Source organism: Lysinibacillus phoenicis, assembly GCF_047238325.1.
GTDB classification, from domain to species: domain Bacteria; phylum Bacillota; class Bacilli; order Bacillales_A; family Planococcaceae; genus Lysinibacillus; species Lysinibacillus irui.
Genome location: NZ_JBDFMP010000002.1, coordinates 1,457,473 through 1,470,819 on the forward strand (window position 1 = coordinate 1,457,473; position 13,347 = coordinate 1,470,819).

Below are 13,347 nucleotides of genomic sequence, written 5' to 3' on the forward strand. Positions count from 1 at the left end.
GAGTAGCGCTTCCATACTCGAAATTTCAGAGATGTTATTATAATCCTGGGACACCCACAGGTCCTTTTGCATCACCAAGATAATTACCGCCATTTTTTATCCAGATTGTACTCTCCTCAATAGAATATAGTCGTCCCTCAATATTTGATAACATTTGAATAATGCGTTTTTCATTCTGCTCTTGGCTACTCATAACAACCTGGAGCAGTTCTTTTACTTCTTTTACTTCTTTTAATTCATTTAATACTATTTCGCCCATTATAAAGCTCCTTCCTAGTATTCAAATTTAATAAAAATACGCCACTCAATTGAGTAGCGCTTACTGAACAATATGGAACTATTTTGATGGATGAACAAATAACGCTACCCTTTTTAGGGCACTATCATTGTTTTGGCTTAATGGTTTGGGAAAACCATCAAGATACAAATTAACATTTTCTATATCATCGTTATTGACCTCGTAATTTAAATATCCTAGCTGCCTTCCAAAAGAAACTTCATAAGAATAGAAATTCCCTTCACTGCGTTCATCATTAAACTTATATTTAAATAATCTCCAATTATCCAAGATTTTTTCCCCAGTACCAGCAGAACCATTTAAACTCTTCATAAAAAGTCATCTCCTTTTTTACCATTTTACTAGAAAATCAGAAGATGATAAAATAAATAATCCTTATTCAGTTAGTTCATAATCTCCAAGTAAAACTCAACACCACTGTCCTATAAACTTGGAGCTATTATGTTCTTTTATTTAATAAACACCCGAATAATATTAGGAGCCACACGCTCAATCACTCGCATATCTGTACGTTCATTAGAAGCTGTTAAAACTCCTTCAACATCACCGATTTTCGCATAGCTATTTACCTCGCAAGTTCCATCATCACGTACTAACAGTTTCCCCATTAAACCTACAGCGTCCCACTCTTTACGCTCCTCACGAGGGATGTACTCCTCGCCATTGTTCCAATTTGGGTTAAGCATAGGAACGTAGTCTTGACGAGTTTTAATGATAGTTTCAGTAGTATGAACAAATCCACCCCCTTCTATCTCGGCAGTTACTGGAACAGTTTCTTCATACTCTACATCTACCCAATGGTACTGAATTCGTCCCCACTCATCAGTAACATATTTATCGTTCCAGTCATCTTGGTGAGAGTCACCGATAACTGAAGGGTTAGCTGAGATGATACCTAAGATGTAAGTATCATCTACTGTAGCTCTGCGTATTTTATCACCTTCTAGAGCTACGACAAAACCTACTCTGTCCTCGTCGTCCATGTTTCCATCCAGCCATTCGAAGTATTCAGCGTAGTCAGCACCTGTAGAGTTCCACGCCCCAACACCATAAGTAGAGCCATTAAAACGTACACGGAAAGCGTTACTACGCCCTGTTGGGCCAACACCATTTCCAATTACAAAGGCATCATCTGTCTGAACGGCAACTCCAGTAGAACCAGTCATAGGTTTGCTGTATCTACCAATAGCTGTAGAAGCATAAACGTCAGCCGAAGTGTTTTCTCCACCAGAATGCGAATACTCACCTATAGCTTTAGTTCTTGTCCCCTCTGCATGGGAATAATTACCAGTAGCCTCAGTAAGATTGCCTTCAGCATGCGCTGAGTTCCCAGTAGTTTTTGTGTAACTACCTTCTGCATGGGAATAGTGTCCTCCAGCTTCAGTACTATTACCTTCTGTGTGAGAGGCTTCACCTACAGCTTTTGTAGTCATACCTTCAGCATGAGAATTATATCCATTTGCTACTGTATAACTTCCTTCTGCGTGCGAATTTTGTCCTCTTGCTACTGTATCAGACCCTTCTGCATGAGCAAAAGAACCTTCAGCAATACTTCGTTGTCCTTCTACATGCGCGTATTGACCAACTGCAATTGTACCAGCTCCCTCTGAATGTGAGCCGAAACCCTTTGCTAATGTTTTAAACCCTTCTGCGTAAGAGTACGCACCTGTAGCCATTGTATTAAAACCTATTGCTAGTTGTCCTTTGTTTGTACCACCTTGTTTTATCACAAATAGAACACCACCGACAGACTCATCACCAGCAGTCACTACTGTAATAGTTGCAGCAGGAGCAATAGTTATTGTTTTAGCAGTTATAGTAGCAGGGATTAAATGTTTACTTTGGAATTTTAAATGCACCTCATCGCCTATGTTAAACCCAGTAGCATCTGAAACATCTATTGTTTTGGCGACAATATTAACGTTAGTAACAGCAGTCACAGCCATGACACTACCTGCAAAGTTATACTCTCCTAGTGCATTTGCAGTTTCATTTCTAACATTTTCGTGTTGAAATAACTCTCCACCAGTTTTAATAATTTCCCACTGATTTGTGTCTTTTTCTACTGCAAGTTTCTCATTAAAGTAACGTATGCCATGTGCACCATTTTCGGATAGAACCATTTGTCCCAAATGTGCAGTAACAACTTGCTGATTGTTTGTTACAGTTTGCTGTAAATTTGCTATTTCTTGATTCACTTCTGTAAGATCAGCATCCTGTCCAGGAGGGCCTTGTTCACCTTGCGGGCCTTGAGGTCCAGTATCACCTTTTGGACCTTTAATCGTACCAACATTTGTCCAATCATTTGTAGTATCTGACCACACATATAAATCACCGTTAATTAAGTAGGCATCCCCTGGTTCGCCAAGGGGTGGTAAAGCACTTTCATCTGGAAGTGTTCCTAAAATCCTTACCCCTGTACCCTGCTCACCTTTCTCTCCCTTTTGAACAAACATCGCCCAATCAGCATTCGATAGTACAGGAAATGATGGTGGCTTTACACCTTTATTATCACGTAAGGCCATATAACCGTTACCTTCTAAAGTGACGAAGTTGTTCTTTTTATACTGTGTTTCTATGGACCATTCCTTTAGATTCACTAACCCTGTTACATTTGGTAAAACTACATTTATTGCATCAGTAGCTATCTGTGCTGCTTGGGTTGCTTGATTTGCATTACCAGTAGCTGTATTTGCATCTTGTGTAGCTTGTACAACATCAATCTTTAACTGCGATAAGTTCGAAGTCTCTTGATTGGCGTTATCTGCTGCCTCTTGAGCGAGTACGGCTTTTTCGTTGGCATAATTTGCTTTCTCTTCTGCAAGCAAAGCACTAGCATTTGCTAATTCTGTGGCTGTTGTAGCTAACGCTGTAGCTTCTTCCGTTGCTGATTTAGCTGTTCTAGCCTCTTGTGCGGCTGTTAATGCTTGTTGAATGGAATCGTTTAGGCGCTCTAGTAATTCCCCGATATTCTCACCAGTCAGCATATCAATTTGTTGCTGAAGGTTATTTATCTTTCCGAGCATTTCCTCTCTCAAGTTATCGGTCAAACCATTGGCTTCACCGATTAAGGCTTCTAACAGCCCGAAATTATAGTTTAAATCGTCTCGGTATCCTTTATCCAAGGAAGCACCGATTTCACGCATACGTGCCATTGTAGCCCTCCTCACTTGTAATAAAATTTGAATTTAAATGATATTAGAAATTGTGATGCACCAGTAATTTGAATGGTGTTCCAACCTGGATTCAATACCAACACTTTACGATTTGTATCTTTGAAAATACTGCTACCGTTTTTAGTAAATCTAGTAGGTGTTTCAAGCTTAATAACGTCATTAGCGCCACTAGAAGCGTTGTATTGCCACTGTGTATCGTTCGTGACATTCTTGATACTTAGATTTGTACTTGCACCCCGGAACTCTATTTCAAAGAGCATGTCTCGCAAGTTAGTTTTTAGTGGCACATCACCAGCATTGTAAACCTGAAAAGTTGTTTCATTTTGGAATACATATTTTAATGTTGTTGGATCCACAGCGATTAACCCTTGCCCTGTCTGCCATATCTCCTTATCAAAAGTACGTTCATCTAACGTGGTACCTGGTGACTCAGCATAAGGTAATTGGTAGGTCTCAAACTCAATATCAACCTTTCCTATCAATCCATTCTGCTCAACCTCATTCATATTGGTGCGAATAACTTTATAGCGTTTACCTTTTAATATTTCTATATTGGTAGGTAACTGTTGATTCTCGCCCCATGCTTGCCCTGGCAATTCGAACTCATAAGTACTAGTCTTATAAGTTGGTCGTCCTTCGTAGATATAAAAAGGCTCCAAGTCGCTAAAAATTGAAAACAACTTATCGCGTCTTAGAGCAAAATCTAATTCATCTGAAGCTATGAACATAATAGATAAGATGATTACCCTTGAACCATGATTGACTGATTCTCGTACTACCCCTGGTCGCCCGTCCACATCAACACTTGATGCTTTTTGTTCGATAGGTCTAATTAATAAATCCTGTGTGATATAACCCTCTTTAACAAGAGAGAGTGTAGCCCCTGTCATATATTCGATTAATGTGTCCATTGACTACACCCCTTTACCAATAGTTGTTCTTCTTGATGAAACCCTGTTACTTTGGTTCCTATCAACGTATTCACTGATCACATCTCCGTCTAATTCCACAACAAAATCCAGTTTGCTAATTAATGCAGCAATCTGTTTTAAGACTCCGATTTGATCTTGGCTGGATGTTAGCTCGTAGCTGTTTAACAAGTGTGAATCCATACCACCATTTAGAGCTGTAGAAAGCCCGATAGATGCTGCTGAAATATCAGTCTGCATTATATCCGTTAGGCTTCTAACAGTGTTTTCTAACATGCCTTTTGTGCTTGCTAATCCTTGGATAATGCCCTGCCCAGAAAATACCCCTGATTTTTCAAGAACCCTTGATGGTGATTTGATTTGCAATGCCTTACGAATCGTTTTGTCGATCGTATTTGCTATCTCATTGGCTTGTGCTTGTAAAGCTGGTACTTGGCTAGCTAATCCATTACGTAAGCCCTCAATAGCATTAATACCAATCTCTTTCATGCTGCTGATCATCGGGTTAAATTCATTTTTTGTACCTTCGCGAATTTGTTTGATTTGTTCAACCCATTCGGTTTGGTATTGCTCTAGCTTAGATTTTGTTTCTGTTTGGAGCTTTTCAATTTGATCTGCCATGTCTTTGCGTTGACCTGTTAACTCAAATTGAGCACGTTCTCTAGCAATCTGCGTTTTTTCTTTCCAAAGATTTTCGTACTCATTCAATTCACCAAGACTTAGCTTGTTTAATGCCGCAATTTCAGCTTGAGCACTCGGTCCAATTGCTTGTAGTTCTGCAATCAAGCCTTGGTCTACACCCTTCGCTGCGAGCATTTGAAGATCATTTGCCCAGTCACGCATTGCGTCTACTTGGCAGCGTAGGTTTTCTATTAGCTTAGAACCAAATACATCTGTTTTACGCTCAAATTCATCAAAGATACTGATCGCATTAGCAATTTCTTTAGCGCGAGCATCTTCGGCACCCTGATAAGCTTTTTGAAGCTCCTTGATACCATCAATTTCAGCCTGTTGTACATCTTTAATTTTGCTAATGTATTCCTCGTTTAAGGCCATTAGTCGGTCATGGATTGCTTGCTTTGTCTCAGCAATCTTATCCTCGTAGTAGATACGTTCTTCACTACCAACCTTGTAAGCTTTAACATACTTTTCGTATGCTGCGAGCTCTTGAGTCAATGACATCAAGTTGTACTTTTTACGACGGTCAACGTAGTCCTTTTCTTTGTTAAATTGCTCTGTAGTTAACTCGGCCATAGATTTGTTGTACTCGATTTGAGCTTTGATGCGTTCTTCTGTACCTTCTTTGAACAAACTAGTCGCATACTGCCAATAAGCTGCTTGTTCCTTGGTAGACCACTTTTCCAACCCTACTTGATGTTCTGCATATTCTTTCAGCTTGTCGTACTGCTCTTTTGCTGACTTAGCGCGAATAGCATCAATCTTTTTAGCCTTTTCTTTTTCGATCTTTTCAAGAGCAGATTTTTCATCATCATGCAATTTCAAGATTTGGCGTTGTTGAGCAGCTGTAAGCTTTTTCTTTTTGTCATTAGCTTTAGCATTGATCTCTGCTATTTTATTGTTCGATTTCTTGGTAGCCTCTGCTTTTTTCTTCGCATACTCTTCTTCGACTGTTTTAATTTCCTTTTCAATTTCTTTGGTTTTCGAAGCAAGTATTTTCTTAGCGCTATCCATCATGTTTGTTGTAGCTTGTACTGTTTGTTGGAAGTTCGGTATAGCAGCTTTTGACATAGCTTCAGCAGATTGTTTTACATAATCAAGGTTTGAATATACTCCTTTTGCTACACCCGCAGGAATCCATTTAGCCACACTTGCCATAACCCTTGAAGGGGAATGGATACCTAACTTTTTCTTTAACCAATCAGGAATTAAATCAGCAATACCTGCAGCAGTTTTCTTTACACTTTCCCACATTGAGTTGATACCTTTAATTAACCCTTGGATAATGTTCTTACCAATTTCAAATAAGTTTATATTTCGGAAGAACGATTCAATGGATTTCCAGACGCTCGATGCTGTCTGTTTTAGCGTTTCCCAAGCACCTTTCCAATCACCATTTATTAACTGCATTACGGTTTGGATAATACCCATCACTAAATTAATGCCGATTTCAACAGCAGATTTAATGACGTTCCACGCAATTTTTACTACCCCTGAAATAATCGGCCACGCTACTTGGAAGATAGCAATGATATTCCCCATTGCCCAATTGATTACTACTCCAATCGCTTTCCAAACTGTATCAACGATTTGTTTAATGCTTTCTTGATTGTCCTGCCAGAACTTCGTGATTTTGCTCCAAACAGATACGATCGTTGTTTGAATTTCTTTTAGAACTGATGAAATAACACTCTTAATCGCTTTCCAAACTTCATCTACCTTAGCTCTAAATTCTTCATTAGTTTTATGGGTTTTAACTAAGATTGCAATAAATGCTGTAATAGCTATAATGACAAGTCCAATCGGGCTCGTAATATAACCTAACGCTACACCTATGCCTCTTATTGCGACCATAATCTTAGAGCCTAACATAGCCATAGTTCCACTAAAGTTAGTAAATAACCCCGTGATAAATGGAAGTGCCTTAGAAACACCGTTAGATAGGATTGGTCCTAACCCTTTAAAGAGTTCTCTAAATGCAATCACATTAGGAATAACTGCTAATAGAACCCCGCCAATCGAAATAAAACTAGCTAAGAGCACACCGATAATTCGGTTACTTTCCATTCCTCCGTTAATGAACTCTAAAATGTTATTTACAATATTCATTAAACCCGCACCAACAGGAGCCATACCAATACCTAGATTCACTAAAAGATTTGTTAAGTTTCCAATTAACTGAAGAACGCTAGGTGCAGTTTGCTGTACATAAGAGAGGAACGTTTGGAATCCTTGGTTTTGAGATAAACTTGCTGACCACTCTTTAAAACGAGCCATCATATTTACAAGTCCTGTCATCATGTCACTGGATGATCCACCGAATGCACTGAAGAAATAAACAATACCAGCAGTTGCATCGCGGAAGATTGCTCGAATCTTTGGCATGTTCGTATTCACGTAGTCCATGAAAGCTTGGAATTTAGAACTGCCAGATAGTCCGTTCGACCATTCAGCAAAGCGTGTTGTCATTTCTTCAAAGCCCTTAGCCGTTGATGCTGTTAATGGTGCAAACGCTGTTAACATCGAGAATACACCTTGAAGGAGATTCCCCATTGATCTTGTCAAAGTCTTTAACATTGGTGCGCCTGTTGTATTCAAATAGTCTAAGAACTTTTGAATCGGAGGTGTACCAATAGCTTCATTAAGTTGTGTCATCAAGCTAGATACTGCTTGAGCGCTGGATACAAACAATGGTCTTAACTTTGTAAGTAATGTATTTGTAGCCTGCATTGCACTAGTAAAAGCATTTAACACTGGCTTTTCAGTTTCTTTTACAAGTCCTTGATAGGTTGATTTCATGTTGTCAAAAGAAGCTTTGGCATTCTTTTGAGCAGCATTTAACTGTGCGTTTTCGTCAAATAACTTTTTGATTGTTGGAATTGCAACTGCTGCAAAGGCTCCAGCTGCTACACCAGCACTTGCGAACGCCCCTGCTAAAGCAAAAGTAGACCCAGCTAATGTACCGATCATTGGACCAAGGTTTGCAATAGCCACACCTATGTTAGCTATTAGTGGTGCAATCATCGGCAGAACGGCAATCAATGAGCCTGTTAGCGTGTGTTGCATTAATTCACCAAAGGCACGAATGTCGGTAGCAATACGTTGTATTTTTCTTTGGAAATTCTCTATTCGTGCCTCTATTTTTACGACAACCCGATCTCGAGTAAGTGCTGCTATACGTGCTCGGATTTCAGCCATACGACGATTAAATTGGCTAACGTCTGCACCTATATCAACGCGTACATCGTTAGCTGTGGAACGTATTGTCTCACGAACTTGCCTCATACGGGCCATAAACTCTGTGATTCTAGCTCCAATTCTAGCTGAAAAGTTTCCGTTCATAGCGTTCTCCCTTCTATGGCTTCCAATTTTTTAACGCTGCCATTGCTTTTGCGTGTTGACGTTTCTTAACTTCTGGACTTACAACTTTTTGATTCATGGATTTTCTTACTTTATCTGCATCAAACAAGTCACTCTTTGGATTAATACGCTGCTTATTAGTTGCAACTCGATTGAACATTGCTGCGTCTGCTAATGTTTGATAATGATCGATACGTGCATCTTGAGCCCCTTCCAAGAATGCTTTAAACTCACTCGGTCGCCAAGAAAGAATTAACTCTGGATCATAGACCTTTAGATATCTTGCTGCATCTCGATAGATTTGTCGGATTTCACTAACTCGATCTGTTTGTTCCCTAATAATTCGTCTCTCGCTGCTTTCAGCATTTCGATTCCAGCTGCTGCTTGTTCTTTTTCTTCCTCGGATGCTACTGATTCGAATAGCTCTAAGTTCTCCCAATATGTCTTGACAGCTTTTTTGAAAAAACCCGATTCATCTATTTCTCGGAAAGCTTCTTGGAATAATGGTTCTACATCGCCATCTTCCTCAATTCGTTTCTCTAACGCTGCTTCAATTTCTGCTTTACTAGGTTGTTTAGATAAATGAGCAAGTCCACACATCCAAAATGCACGTAAAGCATCTAAATCAAATTGCAATAAGCCTTGGTAGATCTGATTAAATCCACCTGGACGGTTACCATGTGCATCTAAATCATTGAATTCTTTATCCGCCTTATTTTTAAATGCAAAAGTAAACTTCGCTGTAAGAGTGTTTTCACCAATTAGTAATTGAGCCATTTATAATCATCCTTTTCTGTTTGATTTTAATGAAAAAAGAGAGCTTAGTAGCCCTCTCTCATTCGTTTATACAGTTACTGTCACTGCTGTTGTTGCCGTAAATCCACCATCGTCTGTTGTTGCTGTAATTGTAGCTGAACCATCTGCAACACCTGTTACAACGCCTTGCGCATTCACAGTAGCAATTGCTTCATCGCTCGATGTAAATGTCACTGATTTATTTGTCGCGTTCACTGGTACTACATTAGCGACAATACTACCTGTATCACCCACAGCTACAGTTAACGTAGTTGGATTTACTGACAATCCTGTAACTGCTACTGGAGTTGTTGTTTCTTCACCGTTGAACTCCCCAGTTTTTTCACCAGGAGCCTCGAAATCATAATCACCGAAGTTAAGTACATCATCTGGTAAAGGATTTAATTCACCTTGTTTAGATGTATTCAGTACTTGCAATGTAGCCGAAATTTCTAAGAATCCATCTGTAGGTGCTGATTTTTCAAGCGATTCTACGTACGTATATGCAAATAGCGCATTATGCTTACCATTTTTGTTAAGTAGTTTTTCGACTTCCCAAATTTTAAGTTGTGTTCCTTTCACAATTGAGTCAAGAACAGCAGCTTGTCCTGGATCATCTGTATTGCCATAAAACGTAACATCCAAGGATTCTGATAATTGCCCTGGACCTAATATACGGCCGAATTTCGTTTGTTCATCCGTTAACTCTCGTTCATAAGAATGTGTATGTTCAGTTTGATCTCCAATCAAAAAACCATCAGCAGCCAATGCGTTGTTAGTAGGTTGCACTAACAATAGACTGTCTTTACCGTTTAAACGTGCCATCTAGCTTTTCCCTCCTAAAATAAAAACAGCCCCCGAGGACTGTTAAATGTTTTGTATTATATATTGCATTGTTAAAATGCCATGCTTTACACCTGGCATATTATCATCTATCACCCTTGATTCACGTCTTTCGACCCTTAATACTGACGCATTTGGAATAACGTAATTACGCGTCATCAGTACTCTCTGACAAGCAGATAACATCTCATAAGTAATACGTTTACCACTGTAATCATCATTGTCTTTCCACCAAGTATGAATGGTGAAGGTGATCGTTTCGATATTGCTTGTTTTAGTGTCATTAGGTGATGAATAAGGTTCTGATATTGTTACGTAAGGATATGGAGTGTTTTCGTCTACTGCATCATAAACACCTAAGTCCCATTCATCTTTTCTAGTGATGGCCGTTAGTGCTTTACAAGCAGTTAGCTTTTGAAAAATAGCCTTCTGTAATTCAAAGTAAGGCAAGGCATAATAATTAGTCATAAGCCTAATCGCCTCATTTCCGTCTCAAAATAATCCCTTCCAGCATCAACAGCTGGACCCCAAAACGGTTGAGCTCTCATACCTTCAGTCGTTACATAACGCCCTAGCTTTGTGCTGAAATACGTCCAAGGTGTTCTGCGGCCATTTCCATTTTGAGCATAGATACCAGTACCGTACTCGACGTATATGGCATAATGTACGCCAACAGTAACAACAGCGTTATATTTTCCAAGCATCTTCATCTCAATTGAGTCTCGCAAGCTACCATCATCAACAGGAGCTAGAGCCTTGGCCTGCGTTTGTATAAGCCGCGCTGTCTCATAAACAATGTCTGATATCTTATCCAAAAGACCTTCTTCAAATCTACGTGCTGCTCTCAGCAACTCGCGTCCTCCGAATGTAATCCTAGCCATTACTCCGTCACCAACTTTAATGCCACACGCATGATTTCGTGTTGACCACCCTGGTCCTCAGCACGACCTGCGAATGCGTAGATTTCACCTTCATAGCGTAGTCGCATGCTAGAAGTTAAATCGGTTCTGTAAGGATAATACATATATCTTTGTAACGGATTGCCTAACTGTTGAGCATAATACTGCTCTTTACTGGTTGGTGTATCAACAAATGCCTCCATAGTATCTACTGGGAACCATTCTGTTTTAAAGCCACCGGCACCGTCCGATACCTTTTTCTTCTGAACTACTTCAACTGTATGAGGAAATTCATCGAACGGGCTGAAATACATGGAATTTCGCCTTTCTGCATGCATTATAAGGCTTTAGCAAATCAGTTAAAGCACTAGGTAACGTCCCGAAGTCGAAAGTATAAGAAACAGTTCCCATGGATCTTCCCTTTAAAGCACCATTTCCAGAGAAAAAGTTAGTGGCTTTTGCTAGGAAAATCTTTAAGGCACTTGGCAAAGTGGTAGGCGTAAACTTTTGGCACAGTTGATTGTTAAGCATATCGAGCACTAATGGCAGCATGACTTTATAAAATTCATCATTTGTTGAAGATTTGTCACCACAAATAACCTTGTAATACTTAATATCTTCATCTGTAGGTGTCCAAGTCATCTTGATCACCTACTCTGCATTTTCTGATTGAGCAGTTTGTTTGGTTTGACGTTTCGGTTTGGCTTCTTCCTTAGCCTCCTCAATTACTTCCTGTTTCGCTTCTTCAAAGCTTGCTACAAGTTCCTTCGTCTGTAGTTCTTCGAATAAATCTTCAGAAACATTTTCAGCAACTTCTCCAACCTTTAGATGTTTACCATTTACCTTTGCATTTTTAGCTAATGTAACGTTGTAAGGCATAAAATTTCCCTCCTTAAAATAAAAAGAGATAGCTCTTTGCTATCCCTTAAATAGTTGCTACTTTTGCGATAAATACTTTATCTGCTTGTTCAAATGATGGTAATGCAATTTGAGAAACGATTGTTTGTACGTTAACTGGATGCACAATTTTGTTTGTTGTTACTGCTACACCCGTATTGACGATTGAAACATCGGCATCTGTAACGCCAGTCATTAGATCACTTTCCTCTGGTGTTGTTCCGTACATCGTCTTACCAAGCGCACCAGGAGGTAGTAATGTTACAACTCCATCTGGAAAGTAAGACTTTGTAATGCCATGCTCATCGACAAACATATCATCGTAAATAGCAAACTGCATATTTGTTTTACGAGATAAATAGTTTAATACATCTTCATCAGTTAAGATGATGTTTTGAGCCCCTAGTGGGTTCATGTCCTTTTTGATAGAATCATGATTTGCAATTAACGCAAACGTAGCACTTGTTAAGATAGCGCGTGTTGGTTCTGTACCTGTACGCTTACGCACAGCCTTCTTCCAAGCCAAAATATCTTGTACTGGCGTGGAAGTAGCTTGATCCCATGTATCAGTACCAGTCAATGTTTCAAATTGATCTGCTGCCAGTTTGTAATCATACGTATGATATGCACCTTCTGATGCGATTTGGATTTTACCCTCTGATAATAATTGCATACGCATACGTTCTGTTGTCGCTTCTGCACCATCAACAAGTGTTTTCATGTCATCAAAAACAAATTTAATGACTGCATCAGCCATTTTCGTTTGTCCACCCTGTAGTAATGTGTTAATTTGCTGACGTTCTTTTTCTTTAACTATCATTCTTTCACGGAAGAATGGCATTTCAGTTTGAATAGCTGAAACTCCAATGCGATCACGAACAGGGGCTTGTGCATCAAATGCAGATGACTTTAAAGCTACTGGCAATCCAGCTCGTCCTTTTAAATACGATAAATCTAGTCCTAATTGTTTGTCGGATGGGAATAAAGCTGCGCCCAACGCTGGCTTCTTGTTTAAATTAGTAGTAACAATAAAATCAGCAATGTTACCAGCTGTCACTAAATCATAAATTGTTGGCATACTCTTTCACTCTCCTAATCTTATTTCATGAATGTAATTTGTTTTAATGCACCAATCGCCTCAGCTGATGGCTGTTCTGGGAGTTTTGCTAAATCAACAAAACCATGTATTACTACTGCCCCAACTGCTGGACCATAGGTAACGTCAACATCATATCGACTTACACCCTCTGCTGTGGCATCGTTAGCAGCTTTCGCTTTCACTGAACGATCAGCAAGCATGCCTCCACCAACAATCGTTCCAGCAGGAACAATCTTCTTACCATCAGCATTCGCTGTAATTCCTGTATCATCAAATGTTGCTGTCATTGAGACATGATGATCAGGGTACTTCAAAATCTCTTTACCATTTGCGTAATCTGTAACTACAAATTTCCCCATTATCATTCACTCCT

15 protein-coding genes are annotated in these 13,347 nt (G+C 39.4%); all 15 read right to left on the bottom strand.

Annotated elements, in window-relative coordinates; genetic code table 11:
* Positions 1 to 37: 37 nt before the first annotated feature.
* The 15 genes from ABC382_RS08845 to ABC382_RS08915 all read right to left on the bottom strand — a co-directional run bounded on the left by ABC382_RS08845 (position 38) and on the right by ABC382_RS08915 (position 13,333).
* Complete coding sequence (locus tag ABC382_RS08845) at positions 38 to 259, bottom strand: hypothetical protein (protein ID WP_412926719.1); 222 nt, start codon at positions 257 to 259, stop codon at positions 38 to 40.
* A gap of 78 nt (positions 260 to 337) precedes the next feature.
* On the bottom strand, positions 338 to 610 hold the full coding sequence (locus ABC382_RS08850) for a hypothetical protein (protein WP_412926720.1): 273 nt from the start codon (positions 608 to 610) through the stop codon (positions 338 to 340).
* 137 nt (positions 611 to 747) lie between these two features.
* Entirely contained in the window at positions 748 to 3,453 is a 2,706-nt protein-coding gene (locus ABC382_RS08855; RefSeq protein WP_412926721.1) for a peptidase G2 autoproteolytic cleavage domain-containing protein, read from the bottom strand.
* Positions 3,454 to 3,464: 11 nt separating this feature from the next.
* On the bottom strand, positions 3,465 to 4,385 hold the full coding sequence (locus ABC382_RS08860) for a phage tail domain-containing protein (protein WP_412926722.1): 921 nt from the start codon (positions 4,383 to 4,385) through the stop codon (positions 3,465 to 3,467).
* Positions 4,386 to 4,388: 3 nt separating this feature from the next.
* Complete coding sequence (locus ABC382_RS08865) at positions 4,389 to 8,423, bottom strand: hypothetical protein (protein WP_412926723.1); 4,035 nt, start codon at positions 8,421 to 8,423, stop codon at positions 4,389 to 4,391.
* Between the two features lie 13 nt (positions 8,424 to 8,436).
* Positions 8,437 to 8,658 (bottom strand): hypothetical protein, encoded by a 222-nt coding sequence (locus ABC382_RS08870; RefSeq protein WP_412926724.1) that lies wholly within the window; start codon positions 8,656 to 8,658, stop codon positions 8,437 to 8,439.
* Between the two features lie 56 nt (positions 8,659 to 8,714).
* Entirely contained in the window at positions 8,715 to 9,218 is a 504-nt protein-coding gene (locus tag ABC382_RS08875) for a tail assembly chaperone (protein WP_412926725.1), read from the bottom strand.
* A gap of 66 nt (positions 9,219 to 9,284) precedes the next feature.
* Positions 9,285 to 10,061 carry a phage major tail protein, TP901-1 family gene (locus ABC382_RS08880; protein WP_412926726.1) on the bottom strand — a complete coding sequence of 259 codons (777 nt, stop codon included), beginning with the start codon at positions 10,059 to 10,061 and terminating at the stop codon, positions 9,285 to 9,287.
* A 42-nt stretch (positions 10,062 to 10,103) separates the two neighbouring features.
* Positions 10,104 to 10,547 carry a DUF3168 domain-containing protein gene (locus tag ABC382_RS08885; RefSeq protein ID WP_412926727.1) on the bottom strand — a complete coding sequence of 148 codons (444 nt, stop codon included), beginning with the start codon at positions 10,545 to 10,547 and terminating at the stop codon, positions 10,104 to 10,106.
* Positions 10,544 to 10,960 (bottom strand): HK97-gp10 family putative phage morphogenesis protein, encoded by a 417-nt coding sequence (locus ABC382_RS08890; RefSeq protein ID WP_112118273.1) that lies wholly within the window; start codon positions 10,958 to 10,960, stop codon positions 10,544 to 10,546. The genes ABC382_RS08885 and ABC382_RS08890 overlap by 4 nt, the downstream gene beginning before the upstream one ends.
* A complete protein-coding gene (locus tag ABC382_RS08895; protein ID WP_412926728.1) occupies positions 10,960 to 11,292 on the bottom strand; it encodes a phage head closure protein in 333 nt (110 codons plus the stop codon). The genes ABC382_RS08890 and ABC382_RS08895 overlap by 1 nt, the downstream gene beginning before the upstream one ends.
* On the bottom strand, positions 11,270 to 11,620 hold the full coding sequence (locus ABC382_RS08900) for a head-tail connector protein (RefSeq protein ID WP_412926729.1): 351 nt from the start codon (positions 11,618 to 11,620) through the stop codon (positions 11,270 to 11,272). Before ABC382_RS08900 ends, ABC382_RS08895 begins: the two co-directional genes overlap by 23 nt.
* Before the next feature lie 9 nt (positions 11,621 to 11,629).
* Positions 11,630 to 11,857: a hypothetical protein gene (locus ABC382_RS08905; protein ID WP_412926730.1), complete on the bottom strand. Its 228-nt coding sequence runs from the start codon at positions 11,855 to 11,857 to the stop codon at positions 11,630 to 11,632.
* Positions 11,858 to 11,903: 46 nt separating this feature from the next.
* Complete coding sequence (locus ABC382_RS08910) at positions 11,904 to 12,953, bottom strand: major capsid protein (RefSeq protein ID WP_412926731.1); 1,050 nt, start codon at positions 12,951 to 12,953, stop codon at positions 11,904 to 11,906.
* A 20-nt stretch (positions 12,954 to 12,973) separates the two neighbouring features.
* A complete protein-coding gene (locus ABC382_RS08915) occupies positions 12,974 to 13,333 on the bottom strand; it encodes a hypothetical protein (protein ID WP_412926732.1) in 360 nt (119 codons plus the stop codon).
* Positions 13,334 to 13,347 lie beyond the last annotated feature (14 nt).

What these genes read in the sequence shown, in the direction of transcription:
- ABC382_RS08860 (WP_412926722.1), bottom strand. Translation starts at nt 4,385, where the DNA reads ATGGACACATTAATCGAATATATGACAGGGGCTACACTCTCTCTTGTT.
- ABC382_RS08900 (WP_412926729.1), bottom strand. Translation starts at nt 11,620, where the DNA reads ATGACTTGGACACCTACAGATGAAGATATTAAGTATTACAAGGTTATT.
- ABC382_RS08885 (WP_412926727.1), bottom strand. Translation starts at nt 10,547, where the DNA reads ATGACTAATTATTATGCCTTGCCTTACTTTGAATTACAGAAGGCTATT.
- ABC382_RS08890 (WP_112118273.1), bottom strand. Translation starts at nt 10,960, where the DNA reads ATGGCTAGGATTACATTCGGAGGACGCGAGTTGCTGAGAGCAGCACGT.
- ABC382_RS08875 (WP_412926725.1), bottom strand. Translation starts at nt 9,218, where the DNA reads ATGGCTCAATTACTAATTGGTGAAAACACTCTTACAGCGAAGTTTACT.
- ABC382_RS08855 (WP_412926721.1), bottom strand. Translation starts at nt 3,453, where the DNA reads ATGGCACGTATGCGTGAAATCGGTGCTTCCTTGGATAAAGGATACCGA.
- ABC382_RS08865 (WP_412926723.1), bottom strand. Translation starts at nt 8,423, where the DNA reads ATGAACGGAAACTTTTCAGCTAGAATTGGAGCTAGAATCACAGAGTTT.
- ABC382_RS08880 (WP_412926726.1), bottom strand. Translation starts at nt 10,061, where the DNA reads ATGGCACGTTTAAACGGTAAAGACAGTCTATTGTTAGTGCAACCTACT.
- ABC382_RS08915 (WP_412926732.1), bottom strand. Translation starts at nt 13,333, where the DNA reads ATGGGGAAATTTGTAGTTACAGATTACGCAAATGGTAAAGAGATTTTG.
- ABC382_RS08905 (WP_412926730.1), bottom strand. Translation starts at nt 11,857, where the DNA reads ATGCCTTACAACGTTACATTAGCTAAAAATGCAAAGGTAAATGGTAAA.
- ABC382_RS08895 (WP_412926728.1), bottom strand. Translation starts at nt 11,292, where the DNA reads ATGTATTTCAGCCCGTTCGATGAATTTCCTCATACAGTTGAAGTAGTT.
- ABC382_RS08910 (WP_412926731.1), bottom strand. Translation starts at nt 12,953, where the DNA reads ATGCCAACAATTTATGATTTAGTGACAGCTGGTAACATTGCTGATTTT.
- ABC382_RS08845 (WP_412926719.1), bottom strand. Translation starts at nt 259, where the DNA reads ATGGGCGAAATAGTATTAAATGAATTAAAAGAAGTAAAAGAAGTAAAA.
- ABC382_RS08850 (WP_412926720.1), bottom strand. Translation starts at nt 610, where the DNA reads ATGAAGAGTTTAAATGGTTCTGCTGGTACTGGGGAAAAAATCTTGGAT.